Here is a 15,776-nt window from a genome sequence, read left to right as displayed (position 1 = left end):
GTAAAGGTATCGTTGGGAGAGGGATTATTATGTTGTTTCAAAAGTTACTCCAAGACACTATTTATAATGCATTATTTGCCAATATAATCTAGTATATTTATGAATGTAGAGAATCATTGGATGTATCCACGTATTTGATTTAAAAACAAAAATATATTAGGTTGGATGATTTTACTATTAAAAGCATAGCTGTAAGCAATAAAGATGAGGATTTCATTGTTTCGGATTTACTTGTTATAGGTTATTTAGAGATTGTTGGATATTCTAAATATGGCGTAGACCTCCCAATTTGTATCTTGATTCAGCTCCATCCATTACTAGACAATAAAACATCAGGAGCAACCTTATTGTTGCTCCTGATGTTTTATGCTCTTTATTTAAATTTAAAGCCTTCATAGACCAGATCTGCTTTAGGATTGGTCTTTTTAAATTCGTTGGCTAGCTTCTCCATCATCTTGACAGGTCCGCACATGAAGACGGTGGTTTGGTTATCCAGAGGATAATTCTTGAAGTCTAAATAGCCGGAGACCTTGCTATCGACCAAATGAAGGTCAAACTGCGGATTCTTGGCCGCATAGTCTTTGAGGAGGTCTAGGTAAACAGCATTTTCTGCTCCAGTATAAGCGTAGTAGAAGCTGACTGGACGATTCAGATTAGGATTTTCACGGATATAGGAGATAAAGGGCGTAATGCCAATCCCACCAGCAATCCAAATCTGCTTTTCCTGTCCTTGGTCAAGAATCATGTGGCCATAAGCTCGGTCAATGGTAACCTTTCTTCCTTCTTGAATGTTGTCATAAAGTTTCTTAGTGTGGTCTCCAGAGTTCTTGATAGTAAAATAGACAATATTGTCATGGCCGCCAGAGATAGAGAAGGGATGTGGCGCTTTTTCAAATCCTTCTTGGAAAATCTTGACGAAGGCAAACTGACCGTACTGGTAGTCTAACTTTTGACTGAGTTGGATTTTCAACTCCACGTTATCGTGGTTGAGGCGTTTGACCTGCATGATTTTTCCCAGATGGCGAAAGGCCAAACTTTGATAGAGGAAGATGATGTAAAAGCCAGAAGCTAAACCGATGATAGCGTAGAATCCGACTACGAAACCTAGTAAGGTCGGTGTTAGGAGTCGACCGCCCATCAGCATATAGGCGTGGAAGAGACCAAAGATATAGGCCAAATAGACAAAGCGGTGAATCCAGCGCCAAGCTTCATATTTGATGTGCTTGCCAAGATAGGCCACCAGAACAATGCTGACAAATAGATAGATGCCGACGTTCCCAAGCTGGGCTGCCAGATGAGAGCCCCAGAGACTGCCACCCATGGCAACATTGTGGAGAGCAAGAAGAACGACGGAAAAGATAGCTGTAAACTTATGATAAGCATACATCTTTTCGATGCCATGGAACCATTTTTCTAATTCCGAGAATACATTTGAAATAAAAAAGAATGCTGACAAATCAACATTCTTTTTATGTTCACTTTGATAAACATTATAAAATTTGTCTGTTTAGCTACCAAAAAGCTACCAATAGATTTGTAATTTTTAAAAAACAAATTAATGAAAAAATTAAAGCCTTGGTTCCCAAAGCTTTTTTTATGTTATAAACTCATTAAAAGAACTCCCAGTTAGATTTGGAATATTTTTTATTCTGTGTCATATAAAAATAAATAAAATGAATGGCTATAGCTAGAGCTAATTAACTTATTTTATCACCTAAAAACTTACAAATCAAGTTTTTAGTTGACTAACTAAAATATTTTTTATAAAATATATTTATAACTTAGAAATAAGTTATAAATGATAAAAAATAGTTCATAAGTTTAGGAACAGTGAGTGAGGAGGAAGTTGAGGACGAGACTATGACTTACGACTATTCGAAGCCTTGGAGCTAGAAATTGTGTGGACAAGGACAAGGGACGAGCCTGACGGGAAGTCAGGCGAAGTCCTGCAGACTGGCGTCCATACAATTTCTAGCCAAACAAAAGCTGGCTATTCTAACAGCCAGCAAACCGATACACTTAAGACAACGTCCTAAGTAACGAGTCATTGGCAAAAATCAATAGTAGCAATGAATTACGCATATTTTAAACATAGAAAGGAGGCGTTACAGTTGAAAAATACCATTCAATCTCTACGAGAATATCAAAATCAAGTAGATTTATCAAAACTAGAAAAATCTATTTATATCAGTATTGACCGATTAACAGTAATCTTTGATAGTGAAAACCAATCACTTAGACGAATATTTCGTGAATTACGAAAATCACTCAATAATATAATTCAAGAATTTAGTATTCAAGAAAATCTAAAAGAAAACTATTTTACTCTTTATAAAACTATAAACGAAGATAGTATAAATCTAATTTTCTTTCAACTATCGGATTATGGTGGTTATCAAGTCATACGCCTAGACTTCAACCCAAACTCACTAAAAGAATTTGAGGGGTTACAAGTGTGGAGGCAGATTATGAATTACGCTCGATTAAATCGATTAGAAATTAGACTGTCACGATTAGACCTTGCTTTTGATATCTTTAATAGGCCAGAAATAGTTTTTTTACAACATATCAAAGGAGGCGTTAGTCATAAAATATTCTATGGTAGAGGGGGAAATATAGAAAGTAAATACTGGGGGGCAAGTGGTAGCAACGTTCAAGTACGTTTGTATGATAAGAATATAGAGGTATTAAGTCATAAAAGAGCTGATAAATTAAATATAGAGAGCAAACCTTTTTGGTGGCGATTAGAGTTCCAACTTCGGACAAAGGCTATAAATGAAGAAACCATTTCAGAAATTTCTAAACGATTAGAGAATTTTAGTTTTTTTAGTCTTTCAAGTGTTCCAGATGATAGCAAAGCATTTGCTTATATCTTTCTCCATGCACCAGCTCTTTTACCCGAATTATTTCCCTATCTAAAACCTAACACTATAAGAGTCAAAAAAACTAGACTTAGAAAACACCTAAAAGCATTTGATAGTAACTCATTTTCTTTAGAGCTTCAAGATGCACTTAAAAAACAAACGCCACGATTAAACAATGAATTAAAACAATTAATAGGTGAATTCATTGAACTTACTGGGAAAGGAGAAGATATTTTATGAACAATAAACTCACTATGACAGTACAAGATATTATGGACTTAGGGTTCTCAAAATGGACTGCTTATAACATTTTACGACAAGCAAAACACATTATGGTTGAACGTGGTTTCGATTTCTATAACAATAAAGGGCTCGGAACTGTTCCCGTATCAGTTGTATCAGAAATTCTTGGATTGGAGGAACTGCATGTCAAAAACTAGATATACTGGTGTTACTAGAGACGATAAAACTGGGAAATATACTTATTATTTTAAAGCTGGAGTTGACCTAGCTACTGGTAAACCGTATCAAGAACGCAGACGTGGTTTTCAAACCGCAAAAGAAGCCTTTGAGGCACGAACAAGAGCTTTAAATAAAGTGCATCAAAAAGGTGGAATTAAGCACACTCAGTGGACGTTTAAACAATTTATGGACGAAGTATTTATACCAAACTATTATGCTACTACAAGTCCAGACCTTGAACGAAGACGTCAAATTATATTTGATGAATTTATTCAATATTTTGGTAAGAAAAAACCTAGAGAAATTACAACTTATGATGTTATAAATTATAGAAATAGTTTATTAGAAAAATATTCAAATTCATACGCAAGAAACAAAATGATATTACTTAATCAAGTTTTGAAAACCGCAAAAAAGTATGGGTTAATTTTCCATGAAATACCTACAAGTAATATCAGTCCTATTCCAATAACAAAAAAACATATCGACTTTTGGACAAAAGATGAATTTCAAAAAGTAATACAATCCCTTGATAAAGAGAGTTATTTTGAGCATTTTATTTATACACTCCTTTGGCTTTATTATTTTACGGGAATGCGTGTAAATGAGGCAACTGCTCTTTATTGGGAGGATGTGGACTTTGAAAAGAAAACACTAGCAATCAATCACAACTTACAGTATATAAATCGTGAAAATTGGGAGCGCCGTAACAAGCTAAAAACCGAAAGCTCTCGGCGTACTATTGGACTCGATGATAATACTCTAAAGGTTCTTAAGGAGTGGAAAGAAAGACAAGAAAAAGTCGATAAAATACCATTCATTCTGTCGCCCGACGGAGTTCCATATCGTAAACGTAGTATTAGAGACCAAATTTTAAAATACTCTAAACGTGCTGGTGTTAAATACATTCAACCAAAAGGTTTGAGACACTCCCACGCATCTTTGCTTATTAATGAATATAATGTAAATGCCCTATATATCCAAAGACGATTAGGCCATGCTGATGTCAAAACAACACTTAGCATTTATAGTCATTTATACCCCAACGCAGATACCGAATTAACTGATAAACTCAATCTCATATCAAATGATTTTATTAATTAAGTCTACTTAGCTACCAAAAGAGCTACCAAAAAATATAAAAGTATCTAAAAAGCCTTATTTTAAAGGGCTTTTTTTGAATTTTTCCCACTATTTCTAATAGGGCATTCCGAGTCGCAAGTAAAAAGGTCAGCGAAAGGGTTGTTAAGGCCAAACCAGGTACGATAAAGTTGGTCATCCCAGCTGAAGCCCAAGTATAGATGGTCAGGATTATGCTAACAGCAATAAGGGTGATTCCTTTGATAGATTTCATGATGGTTTCCTTTCTGATTTTTATCACTATTTAGTTGTAAATGAATTTGTTACATTCTAACAAAGAAAAAACAAGCTGTCAAGATAAGAGCTTGTTTTGTTAGTAGCTATTGATGTCTAATATTTAAAATCTATTCTAGGCTCACTAGAGATAAAGGTCTTTCGTTTTTATATCTTAATAAGGCTTTGATTTTCAGTGAAATTTTTCATGTGATACAGGGAAAGGAATTCGGTATGTTTTTATGGAAGAGAAGTTTATTTTCTGAAAATCTTGTAAAAATTTGTTAGATATGATAAACTGATAAAAAAATAAAGAGGTTTGTTTTATGATTAAGGCTTATAAAAATTTTCTCAAAGGTTATGTAGATTTTTCTGGTCGCTCTACACGTTCTGATTACTGGTGGATTTACCTAACCAATTTTTTTCTTGGTGTTTTTTTGTACGTGGCTACTTACTCAACACTAATATCTAATCCAAACAGTATTGAGGCAGTTAAAACCGCCAATTCCTTAACTTATTTTTCTATCTTTTGGTTTCTCGTTTTCTTCTTGCCTGGCTTAGCTTTAACTATTCGTCGTTTACGAGATGCTGGTTTCCACTGGGCTTTAATTTTTGTCGCTTTGATTCCTTGGGTAGGCTCAATAGCTCTTCTTGTTTTGTTAGCTTTTCCAAGCAAGAATATTGTAGATTTAGATGCCAAAATTGATCAAGAAATGTAGTTGTTTAATGATTCATCAAGTAAATCGGTATGCTTTGTCACTATGCTGCTTGGATCATCCTATTTTCTTGTAAGACTATGTTTATTGCTGATTTCTAGTCGCTATTTATTGAAATCTTATTTTGCTTCATCTTGATACAAGCTAGTATCAATTTTTGGCGAATTATTTTGACGTCTATGATGAAACACTCCTGACTCTAGTTTTCTAGATTCAGGAGTGTTTTTCTTTTATATCTAGAGAGTTATTCAGTGTAGAGTTTTTGGTTTATAGGCTATCGTTTTTATCTGTTTGAATCAGCTTATTACTTGTAAAGGGGAGATTCTTAGTGAATTCGGATAGATTTCCTTTGACCCCTTGCATAAATTTGCTAGGATTTGGCAAATTAATATCATCTTTCCAGCTTTGAACACGCATATTCAGCAGGAGCTTGGACAAGCGCAGCAGCATGTCACGTTCTTGGTCTGTTAGAGATTGAGCATTTTTCAGGATTTCGAGGACTTTGTTAAAGTTTTCAACATTGGACAGTTCGTTGACAGATTGGATACCAGCATCTAAAATCAGTCCGAAAAAGAGGTCGAAAAAGTCTTTAAGTTCTTCATCTGAAACGGTGCTCACCCAATTTTTAAACGTTTTGTCTATCTGCAGGCTCTCTGCATCTAGTGTATCCAGCAATAGGAAAGAGTCTCCCTTTATTTTCCATGAAAAGGTATCGTGCTGGGCAAAGCCGCCGATGGCACTGCTTTTGACAATCCTAGCTTCCTTAGGTGTTTCCAGCATCATGCCGACGATGGAGTTCTGAGGCAGGTAGCGTTTCATCCTTTCAACCACAGTCTGATAGCCATCGCTTTCGATGACAGAGTGATTGAGACCAGGAGAGTCATAGCTGTAGATGGCTTTAATGCGGTCTTGGAGCGACGCATCCATCTGACTGGCCGCATAAGAAGCCAGGTTTCCCCCTTTGGAATGGCCGGTTAGGATAAAGTTACCGGGCAGATTTTCTAAGGCTTTCTGTAGGTAGCGGGCGGCCATTTTCTGAGCAGGGATTTGAGCCATATAGGTCATGTGGAAGTCTTCCTTCCAGCCGACAATGGAGTCGTCTGTGCCGCGAAAGACCAGGACATAGGTATCGGGCTTGATTTTGAAAATCAAGGCAGCGAATTGTTTCTGGATATCTTGGTCAACGTCATTGACATAGCCCATCAGTTTTAGATTTTTAAAGCGGGTAGAGGCTGCGGCCAAATCCAGTAGTTTCAGTCGGTTTTTGCTGACCATCATGGAGAGGTCGCGCGGTACTTGATTGGCCAAATCCAGCAGCCGGCAGTCACAGTAAGGGGACATGTCTTCATGCACTAGTTGGTCAAAAGGCAAGTAGGTCAGCTCTGTCAGAATTAGCAGATCCAGTTCATTGAAAGGTTTATCATAAATGCTGTCATGCTGGACTTCTTCAAGGTAAGTAAAAATATTGCTCATATTATATCTCCAATTTCTACTAGTTAGTATAGCATATTTTTCTGATAGAATTTCTCTTTTCCAGAAAAATCCTACCTTAGACTGAGGATGATAAACAAGTAATCGCATTTTTTGGTATAATGTTACTAGCAAGAAATCGGGAGGGAAAGATGCACAAGATTTTACTAGTAGAAGATGATCCAGTCATCCGTCAGATGGTTAAGAAAATGCTGGAACAATGGGGCTTTCAGGTAGTGGCAGTTGAGGACTTTATGGATGTGCTGACTGTCTTTGTCCGAGAGGAGCCGCATCTGGTGCTGATGGATATCGGCTTGCCCTTGTTTAACGGCTATCATTGGTGTCAGGAAATCCGCAAGATTTCAACGGTGCCTATCATGTTTCTGTCTTCCCGCGATCAGTCCATGGACATTGTCATGGCTATCAATATGGGGGCAGACGACTATATTACCAAGCCTTTTGACAATAATGTCTTTCTGGCTAAGGTTCAGGGCTTGCTGCGTCGTTCCTATGAGTTTGGAAACGACCAGAGTCTCTTGGAGCACCAAGGTGTCATTCTTAATCTCAAGTCTACAGATCTGGTCTTTGATGGGAAAGTGGTGACCTTGACCAAAAACGAATTTCAGATTTTACGGGTTCTCTTCGAGCATTCGGATGGTATCGTGGCGCGTGATGATCTGATGAAGGAACTCTGGAATAGTGACTTTTTCATCGATGACAATACCCTATCGGTCAATGTCGCTCGCCTACGTAAGAAGCTTGAAGAGCACGGACTTAAAAACTTCATCGAAACCAAAAAAGGAATAGGATACGGTCTCATCAATGGACACACAGGATAAATTTTTCTTTTTTAAGTCTTACCTTTATTCACGGCGATTTTTTCTAGCTCTGCTAATTCTTCTGCTAGGCTTTATTCTGCTCTTTGCCTTTGTCTTTGATACTTACCGCAGTCTGCTGGAATATGTCGCGCTCTTGCTGGCTTTTCTGTCTTTCTTGTTTATCGGAGCAGATGCTTGGACTGCCTTTAAGGGCTATCGCAGCCAGAAGCTGCAGGCCTCTGCTCAGGCTCAGACTCCTCTAGAAAAGCTTTTGCAGGAACGAGTGGAGGAGCTGGAGTACGAACAGAAGAATCAGCTCTTGGTTGAGCAGGAAAAATACAATGATTTGCTGGACTACTACACTCTTTGGGTTCATCAAGTCAAGACACCCATTGCTGCCAGTTCACTCTTGATTGGAGATTTGAAGGATAAGGAAGCCAAGTCTCAGTTGGAGCAGGAGCTCTTTAAGATCGAGTCCTACGTTCATCTGGTGCTCCAGTACCTCCGTCTGGAAAGCTTCCATGATGATCTAGTGCTGAAGCAGGAAAATCTGGCTGATTTGGTCAGGGAAGTGGTCAAGAAATACGCCCTTTTCTTCATTCAGCAAGGACTCAGCCTCAATCTTCATGACCTAGACCACACGATTGTCACTGATAAAAAGTGGTTTGTAGTGATTTTGGAGCAGATCCTGTCCAATAGTCTTAAATACACCAAAGAAGGCAGTATAGAGATTTATTTTCACGAGGGCAGCCTCTACATTAAGGACACGGGTTTGGGGATTCAAAATGCTGATTTGCTGCGGGTTTTTGAGCGCGGTTTCTCAGGCTACAATGGTCGTCTGACCCAGCAGTCATCAGGCTTAGGTCTTTATCTGTCCAAGAAAATTGCTGACCAGCTGGGACACAAGATTGCGATAGACTCTCAAGTTGGTCAGGGAACGACGGTTTCCATCGCCTTTCCTGAGAAGAAATTGATCTTTGAATAGGAGGAAGAAAGTTGCTAGTAGTGGTTTATGATAGTCTGACTGGTTTGGGCAAGAAGTTTGCTAAAAGTCTGGGGTTACCTAACCAGTCAGTCTGGAAAAAGCTGGAGGGACCCTGTATTTTAGTCAGCAGAAATAGCGGTGCTGGGCAGATTCCGTGGACGACCAAGCGCTTCATCAAAAAGTATGAGCATCTAATCAAAGGCTTTGTCATCAATGGCAACCAGAAGCGTTATCCGCAGACCTTTTGCGGGGCAACGGATAAGATAGTGGAGCAGTATGGTCTCCGCCATATTCGTAACATAGAGGGCTCTGGAACGGAAGCAGACCGACAAGCGGTCAAAGGCTTTCTAAAACAGTTGCAGACAGAAGAAAGTTCTCATAAAAGCCGCTAGGTTTTGTGCTATTTTAGGTAGATGCTTTGCAAGATTTTTAAAAGTGACAAAATTGTAAGAATAAAACTAGCAAATGAAAGGTTAGGTTATGGTACCGGCCTTTCTTTTTTATTATCATAGAGGCAAGAAATAAGAAGGAGACAGAAAAATGAAATCAAAAGGTATAAATGCTTTTCAGTTGAAGCTCTTCATGGCCTTTCTTATGGTTTTTGACCATATCAGCCAGATACCAGGGCTAGTGCCGGACGGCTGGGATGGCGTCTTGCATGCCCTAACCCGCTGTGTCGGAGTAGCATTTGCCTTCATGGCAGTGGAAGGTTTTCTCCACACTCGTAACCGCCTGGCTTACAATATGCGGCTCTTCTTTTGGGCAGCCCTGATGCAAACAGGAAACTGTATCCTGACACTCCTCTTTCAGGAGAAGGGCATCTACCTCACTCACAATATCTTCCTGACCTTGGCCTGCGGGGTTCTCATGCTGAGTCTTTTCTTTGGTTTTTCTGAAAATGGCGGAGCTGCTAAGGATAGGAAGCGTGGTTTGCGGATAGCGGCAGGAGTATTAGTCTTGCTGGCTGGGCTTCTCTTTAGCGAAGGCGGCATGGCTCTGCTTCCTTTCATGCTCTTGACCTACCTTTTTAGAAATCAAGTCTTTTTCAGAAACTTGTCCTATGTAGTTTGGGCGGGAGTTCTCTTTGCCATGAGTATTCAAATTTATCCAACCTTGCAGGACACGCTATCGATGCTGCTCTATAATTCAGACTGGCTCTTTATCACTGTTCTTCCCCTCTTGCACTTCTACAATGGTGAGCGAGGATCCAGCAGCAAGTGGAGCAAATATTTCTTCTATATTTTCTATCCAGCCCACCTTTGGTTAATTGCTTTGATTGCCTTTTGGGTAAAATAAAGTCCATCTTATCTTACAAAAGTGTAAGATTGCACTTTAAAATGTAAGCTTAGGTTATGGCTGGGCGGTTGGTATTGAGATAAAATAGACTTATCAATTAGGAGGCAGTTTATAAATGCTGCTAAAAGCAGGGCTTTGATAGGTGCCTGCTAGACAGAAAGGAAGAAAGATGACATTATTAGACGTACAGCACGTGAAAAAGATTTATAAAACCCGCTTTCAGGGCAGCCAAGTAGAGGCCTTGAAAGACATTCACTTTACAGTAGAAAAAGGCGAATATGTCGCCATCATGGGGGAGTCAGGCTCTGGGAAATCGACCCTGCTCAACATCCTAGCCATGTTGGACAAGCCGACTGAGGGCCGCGTCTTTCTCAACGGAACTGACACGGCAACCATCAAAAACAGCCAGGCTTCCAGCTTCCGCCGAGAGAAATTAGGCTTTGTCTTTCAGGATTTCAATCTGTTGGATACCCTGTCGGTCAAGGATAATATTCTCCTGCCTCTAGTTCTCTCTCGCCGTCCCATTACCGAGATGATGCAGAAGCTGGTCACAATCTGCAATGAGTTGGGGATTAACAAGCTGCAAGAGAAGTTTCCATATGAGATTTCCGGTGGCCAGAAGCAGCGGGTCGCAGTGGCTCGGGCTATTATCACAGATCCTGAGATTCTGCTGGCGGACGAGCCGACAGGAGCCTTGGATTCCAAATCTTCGGCGGCGTTGCTGGATGTCTTTGACGACATCAATGCACGAGGCCAAACCATTCTCATGGTGACCCACTCAACGGCAGCGGCTAGCCGCGCCAAGCGGGTGCTCTTTATCAAGGATGGGATTCTTTATAATCAAATCTTCCGAGGTGACAAGACCGAGCGGGAGATGTTCCAAGAGATTTCTGACACTCTGACAGTTATGGCAAGTGAGGTGGGCGATTATGTTCAAACTAACGAGTAAACTGGCTTTGTCAAACCTGGTTAAAAATCGCAGTTTGTATTATCCATTTGCTTTGGCGACGGTACTGGCAACAGCGATTTTGTATAGTTTTGTCTCACTGGCTCATAGCCCCAACATGGAGACCTCTTATGGTGGTACAGCAGCTCGCATGACCTTGCAGTTTGGTATCCATGTCATTCAGATTGCCGTCCTTATCCTCATTACCTATGCCAATAGCTTTGTCATGAAAAACCGCTCCCGAGAGTTGGGAGTCTATAGTCTGCTGGGCATGGAGAAAAAGCATCTGCTAGTCATGACCTTCTTTGAACTCTGTGTCTTTTATCTACTTACAGTTGGTCTGGGAGTCTTGTCTGGTCTAGCTTTGGACAAGATGCTTTACGCAGTCCTTTTGAAATTGATGGGAATGCCGGCAGTTCTTGCCTCGACCTTCCAATGGCAGAATGTCTGGATTACTCTAGTCAGTCTGGGAGTCGCTTTTGCGGTGATTTTGTTGCTCAACTCTACCCGACTTCTACGCTATAGCTCTCTTAACCTAATGAAAGAAAAGAAAGCAGGCGAGAAGAAAGGACGCTTCCTTTTTCTGCAAACCTTGCTGGGGCTCCTGCTCATGGGTGTGGCTTATTATATGGCTTTGACCGTTACCAAACCTGTCGCTGCTATTGGCAATTTCTTTATAGCTGTGATCATGGTTATCCTAGCAACCTATCTGCTTTTTAATGCAGGCTCGATTACACTATTGCAATTTCTCAAAAAGCGCAAAGGCTACTACTATAAAACGCAGAATTTCATTTCTGTTTCCAATCTCATCTCGCGGATGCGCAAAAATGCAGCAGGATTGGCAACTATCTCCATTCTATCTACCATGCTCCTAGTGACTCTGGTCGGTACAATCAATATCTATGTTGGGGGTCAGGATTATATTACCACCTTGCATCCGAAGGATTATAATGTCAGCATCGTCTTGCCGAAATCGACTGATCAGAAGGAGGCTCTGTTGGACAAGATCCAGCAAGTTGCTCAGGACACAGGTCTGAAGAAGCCAAGCTATACTGACTATCTCTACCAATCGGCCTTCATCATGAAACTGGCTGGTAATGATGTGACAGTTCCAATGCAAAGCGAGCTGGAGTCGGATTCAAGTATCTTGACCAAGTCTGTAGGCACGATTACGGTCATCAATCGTCAGGATTATGAAAAAATGACAGGGGAAAAGATAGACATGGCAGACGATGAAACTCTTGTCTATGGAAAAAATATTTCCTTAAATAAGGACAATCCTCTCCGAGTGAATGGTAAGGACTGGAAGATTAAGCAGCTTTTATCGTCGAATTTTACGCATGGGGAAATTCCTAATCCAAACGATGTGACCATGGAACAGGGGCTCTATATGGTGGTCAATGATAGCAAAGAGGTTAATCTCGATGTGGATCATTACTACTACATTGGAGTTGCTTCAGAGACTAAGGACAGTAAAAAGTTTGTTGAGCAAGTCCAACTGGGGTTGAGGGACACTCTGGAACAGGAACAAGCACAAGATGGTAGCTTCGCAATGGCTAGTGACCGTTACAGCTCAGAAAAGAGCTATCAAGAACTTACTGGAACCTTGCTCTTCATCGGTGTCTTCCTTTCCGTTATCTTCCTCCTAGGGGCCGTTCTCGTGATTTACTATAAGCAAATCTCTGAAGGATATGAAGACCGAGATGGCTTTATCATCTTGCAAAAAGTTGGTTTAGATGAAAAGCAGACTAGAAGTACCATTCGAAAGCAAATCTTGACTGTCTTCTTCCTACCTCTCATCTTTGCTTTTCTACATGTAGCAGCGGTCTTTCACATGCTGCGCTTGATAGTTGCCCTATTGGGTGTGACCAATCTTCCTCTTTTGATTCAGACAACACTTGCAACTTGCGGAGTCTTCCTCTTGACCTATATTCTAGTCTTTCTGTTGACTTCACGTAGCTACCGCAAGATTGTCGCCCTCTAAGAGCAAATCCTTGACCTCTGGTCTGGGATTTTTGATGTCTGGATTTTTACCTCTCATCTTCTTGATTTTACCGCTTGTCCAAAAAGCTGAGATTTTTCAAAAAAGACTTGCTATCATAGTCTCAGAAGTTAAGGACAGGAGAAAAGATTATGTTAGTAGAAACGAAAAATCTTAGCAAGGTTTATGGCGATAAGGTGGCTGTCAATGGTCTCGATATTCAGATTGAGAGAGGCAGTTTCACCGCTATTCTAGGACCAAATGGCGCAGGGAAATCCACGACCATTCAGATGCTGATAGGGCTCTTGCAGCCGACATCCGGGCAGATTTGCTATACTGAAAAGCCTAGGCTGGGTGTGGTTTTCCAAAACAGTGTGTTGGACGCCCGGCTGACAGTTTTAGAAAATCTGACCATCAGAGCCAAGCAGTACAAGGAGATGCCGGCAGGTAGAATTGAGCGCTTGGTGTCTCAGCTAGGTTTATCAGCCTTTGTCAAGCAGCCTTATGGCACGCTGTCTGGCGGCCAGAAGCGTCGGGTGGACATTGCGCGAGCCCTGCTCAATAGTCCCGACCTGCTTTTTCTAGATGAGCCTACGACAGGCCTGGACATTCAGACTCGGGAGAGTATTTGGAGTTTGCTCAAGCAAATTCAGAAAGAAGAGCAGATGACCATTGTCTTGACAACCCACTATCTCAATGAAGCTGATGATGCAGATAAGATCTATATCGTAGATCATGGTCAGGTCATTGCCCAAGGCTCTGCAGACCAGATTAAGGGAAACTATGCCCGCAATGTCTTACGGATTTTAAGTCAAGATGCAGCAAGTTTAGAGAAAAGCTTGCCAAGAGGCTACGCTTGGGAGCAAGTCAAGGAAGGGGAACTTATCCTTCACCCTAAAACGACTCAAGAAGCTCTGACCTTATTGGCTCAGGCAGGTCCCTATATCGAACAATTTGAATTCCAACCCGGAACCATGGACGATGCCTTTATGGCACTGACAGGAAGAGAGGTACGCTAATATGCTCGCTTTGATAAAACGTAATTTTTTACTTTATTTCCGCAACCGCAGTGGGGTAATTTTGTCCCTCTTCGGAGCCATTATTCCCTTTGTGCTTTATATCGTTTTTTTGAAAAATAATTACAAAGCTCATTCCAGTCAGCTGATGGACTTGTGGCTGATTGGCGGCGTGTTGGCAGTTACAGGATTAACGACCACCTTGGCGGCTTTCTCTCGGCAGGTCGAAGATCGGGAGCGGAAGGTGACAGACGACCTCTTTATCACGGACTTGGGACCATGGGGCTTGCAGCTTAGTTATCTTGTCAGCTCTGTTATTATCGGCTTTTTGATGCAGGTCATTATGTTTGCCTTTATGCTCAGCTATTTTACGCTGGCGGATAAAATTTCCTTTGAATGGGGGAGTCTTCCTTACCTGATGCTTCTGATGCTCTTGAACAGCCTATTGGCCACACTGATAAATGCTCTGATTGTTCAATGCTTCAAATCAGTGGATAGTTTAGGGAAATTGGCAACAGTAGTCGGAGCAACTTCTGGTTTTCTAGTGGGAACCTATATCCCCATTGGAACCTTACCGAACATGGCGCAAAACCTGATGAAGCTTACCCCTTCTAACTACATGGCATCTCTTTTCAGACAGGTTCTCATGAAGGAAAGTCTAGCAGATACTTTTGCCAATAACAGCCATCCGCAAGCAGCTTTTGAAAAAACAATGGGAATTCGCATTGAATGGCAGGAGCTCTTGACAAGGACAGAAACTTTCTATATAGTTGGAATAGTTTTAGTTGCAATAGCGCTTATTTGGATGGTGCAAAATATGATTGCCATCCGCCGGCTGAAACTACAATAGAATGTGAATAGGGAGCTTCCTCTTGCAAGCAAAATTTGAAACAGATCCAACCATTTCATCCAAGGATCCGCTGGTTGTGGTCAAGGCAGACCAGCTAGCGGCAGAAGCCAAGGCCATCTTAGATTATTTAGAGCAGTACAAGGCAGGGCCAAGTGGCGTCCTGCCTATCAAGTCGGATGATAAACTGGTCATGCTGAAGACTGAAGATATAATCCTAGCAGACATCAACCAGACAACTCTGATGATTTACAGTAGAGAAGGCATTTACCAGACGACAGAGACCTTGACTCGCTTTCAGCAGCGGATTAGCAGCTCGAACTTTATCCAGGTTTCCCGGCATGCTGTCATCAATATTGACCATCTGGAGTCTTTGTCTGACAGCTTTTCTGGCAATATGACGGCCAAGCTGACCAATCAAATCAAAACCGAAGTCAGCCGTCGCTATGTCAAACTCTTGATGGAATATCTGGGAATCTAGGAGGTAAGTGATGAGTATAAAAAAATGTCTACACGCTATATTGATGGGCATCCAGACAGGGAGTGCAGTCTATCTGATTGTCCTTGCTCTCTCTATTCAAAAAAATCCGCCCACAACAAGTAATATCGTCAGTGTCATGATGATGAGCGGCTTGATTGGGATTATCAGTTCAATGTTAAAAACTCTTGAAGACCGATTCTCTTTTTCAGTCTCGATTTTACTGCATTTCGCCGCTGTCGCAGTCTTAGTATGCTGTTTCATGGTCTATAATAACTGGGGATTTTTAATTGCCAGCTGGCATTTCTGGTTTAATTTTATTCTGATTTACCTCTTTGTATGGCTCTTTCGTTACTTGGATACAAATCTTAAGACCAAGAAGATTAACAGCGCCTTGGCTAAGCGCAGAAAGGAAAAAGAGGGCAAGTAACTTGCTGAAAACCGTTCTGACAAGCATATCATAAAAACAAATGGAGCTGGACTATATCCTGCTCCTGTTTTTTATATCTAAAAAACTCAAGCTAGATTTTCTAGCTTGAGTTTT

General features: G+C 40.9%; 16 protein-coding genes and 3 pseudogenes. 15 read left to right on the top strand and 4 right to left on the bottom strand.

Annotation, left to right across the window (positions count from 1 at the left end):
• Positions 1-373 precede the first annotated feature (373 nt).
• Both SSV_RS07895 and SSV_RS12005 read right to left on the bottom strand, forming a co-directional pair.
• Positions 374-1,420 (bottom strand): annotated as a pseudogene (locus SSV_RS07895) (ferredoxin reductase family protein); the annotation flags it as partial.
• A 190-nt stretch (positions 1,421-1,610) separates the two neighbouring features.
• Positions 1,611-1,697: pseudogene (locus SSV_RS12005) on the bottom strand (low temperature requirement protein A); the annotation flags it as partial.
• A 201-nt stretch (positions 1,698-1,898) separates the two neighbouring features.
• On the opposite strand from SSV_RS12005, the gene SSV_RS12110 reads away from it, so the two are divergent.
• From SSV_RS12110 to SSV_RS07880, 4 genes are all read left to right on the top strand, one after another.
• A complete protein-coding gene (locus tag SSV_RS12110; protein ID WP_176693517.1) occupies positions 1,899-2,036 on the top strand; it encodes a hypothetical protein in 138 nt (45 codons plus the stop codon).
• Between the two features lie 75 nt (positions 2,037-2,111).
• Entirely contained in the window at positions 2,112-3,104 is a 993-nt protein-coding gene (locus tag SSV_RS07890; RefSeq protein WP_080983542.1) for a replication initiation protein, read from the top strand.
• Complete coding sequence (locus SSV_RS07885; protein WP_072074374.1) at positions 3,101-3,304, top strand: DUF3173 domain-containing protein; 204 nt, start codon at positions 3,101-3,103, stop codon at positions 3,302-3,304. The genes SSV_RS07890 and SSV_RS07885 overlap by 4 nt, the downstream gene beginning before the upstream one ends.
• A complete protein-coding gene (locus SSV_RS07880) occupies positions 3,291-4,430 on the top strand; it encodes a tyrosine-type recombinase/integrase (RefSeq protein ID WP_072074373.1) in 1,140 nt (379 codons plus the stop codon). The genes SSV_RS07885 and SSV_RS07880 overlap by 14 nt, the downstream gene beginning before the upstream one ends.
• A 91-nt stretch (positions 4,431-4,521) precedes the next feature.
• Here the strand turns inward: SSV_RS07880 and SSV_RS07875 are convergent.
• A pseudogene (locus SSV_RS07875) lies at positions 4,522-4,680 on the bottom strand (ferredoxin reductase family protein); the annotation flags it as partial.
• Between the two features lie 325 nt (positions 4,681-5,005).
• On the opposite strand from SSV_RS07875, the gene SSV_RS07870 reads away from it, so the two are divergent.
• Positions 5,006-5,398, top strand: a complete 393-nt coding sequence (locus SSV_RS07870; RefSeq protein WP_072074371.1) for a DUF805 domain-containing protein — start codon at positions 5,006-5,008, stop codon at positions 5,396-5,398.
• Between the two features lie 264 nt (positions 5,399-5,662).
• On the opposite strand, the gene SSV_RS07865 is transcribed toward SSV_RS07870, so the two are convergent.
• Complete coding sequence (locus tag SSV_RS07865) at positions 5,663-6,976, bottom strand: DUF2974 domain-containing protein (protein WP_176693591.1); 1,314 nt, start codon at positions 6,974-6,976, stop codon at positions 5,663-5,665.
• Positions 6,977-7,017: 41 nt separating this feature from the next.
• On the opposite strand from SSV_RS07865, the gene SSV_RS07860 reads away from it, so the two are divergent.
• The 10 genes from SSV_RS07860 to SSV_RS07815 all read left to right on the top strand — a co-directional run bounded on the left by SSV_RS07860 (position 7,018) and on the right by SSV_RS07815 (position 15,662).
• On the top strand, positions 7,018-7,704 hold the full coding sequence (locus SSV_RS07860; RefSeq protein WP_032908743.1) for a response regulator transcription factor: 687 nt from the start codon (positions 7,018-7,020) through the stop codon (positions 7,702-7,704).
• Positions 7,688-8,668, top strand: a complete 981-nt coding sequence (locus SSV_RS07855) for a sensor histidine kinase (protein WP_072074369.1) — start codon at positions 7,688-7,690, stop codon at positions 8,666-8,668. Before SSV_RS07860 ends, SSV_RS07855 begins: the two co-directional genes overlap by 17 nt.
• Before the next feature lie 11 nt (positions 8,669-8,679).
• Positions 8,680-9,060 (top strand): class Ib ribonucleoside-diphosphate reductase assembly flavoprotein NrdI, encoded by a 381-nt coding sequence (locus SSV_RS07850; protein WP_176693590.1) that lies wholly within the window; start codon positions 8,680-8,682, stop codon positions 9,058-9,060.
• Between the two features lie 148 nt (positions 9,061-9,208).
• Positions 9,209-9,964, top strand: a complete 756-nt coding sequence (locus SSV_RS07845) for a TraX family protein (protein ID WP_072074368.1) — start codon at positions 9,209-9,211, stop codon at positions 9,962-9,964.
• A 169-nt stretch (positions 9,965-10,133) separates the two neighbouring features.
• Entirely contained in the window at positions 10,134-10,913 is a 780-nt protein-coding gene (locus SSV_RS07840; protein WP_072074367.1) for an ABC transporter ATP-binding protein, read from the top strand.
• Positions 10,894-12,894, top strand: a complete 2,001-nt coding sequence (locus SSV_RS07835; protein WP_072074366.1) for an ABC transporter permease — start codon at positions 10,894-10,896, stop codon at positions 12,892-12,894. The genes SSV_RS07840 and SSV_RS07835 overlap by 20 nt, the downstream gene beginning before the upstream one ends.
• Positions 12,895-13,043: 149 nt before the next feature.
• The gene (locus tag SSV_RS07830) at positions 13,044-13,910 is read left to right on the top strand and encodes an ABC transporter ATP-binding protein (protein ID WP_072074365.1); all 867 of its coding nucleotides are present in this window, start codon (positions 13,044-13,046) and stop codon (positions 13,908-13,910) included.
• A 1-nt stretch (position 13,911) separates the two neighbouring features.
• Complete coding sequence (locus SSV_RS07825; protein ID WP_072074364.1) at positions 13,912-14,757, top strand: ABC transporter permease; 846 nt, start codon at positions 13,912-13,914, stop codon at positions 14,755-14,757.
• 22 nt (positions 14,758-14,779) lie between these two features.
• A complete protein-coding gene (locus tag SSV_RS07820; RefSeq protein WP_061410523.1) occupies positions 14,780-15,235 on the top strand; it encodes a LytTR family DNA-binding domain-containing protein in 456 nt (151 codons plus the stop codon).
• A gap of 10 nt (positions 15,236-15,245) precedes the next feature.
• Entirely contained in the window at positions 15,246-15,662 is a 417-nt protein-coding gene (locus tag SSV_RS07815; RefSeq protein ID WP_072074363.1) for a DUF3021 domain-containing protein, read from the top strand.
• Positions 15,663-15,776 lie beyond the last annotated feature (114 nt).

The organism is Streptococcus sanguinis (assembly GCF_001078705.1).
GTDB classification, from domain to species: Bacteria; Bacillota; Bacilli; order Lactobacillales; family Streptococcaceae; genus Streptococcus; species Streptococcus sanguinis_D.
The sequence above is the reverse complement of the archived record's forward strand: the minus strand, read 5'-3'. Positions and strand labels throughout refer to the sequence as shown.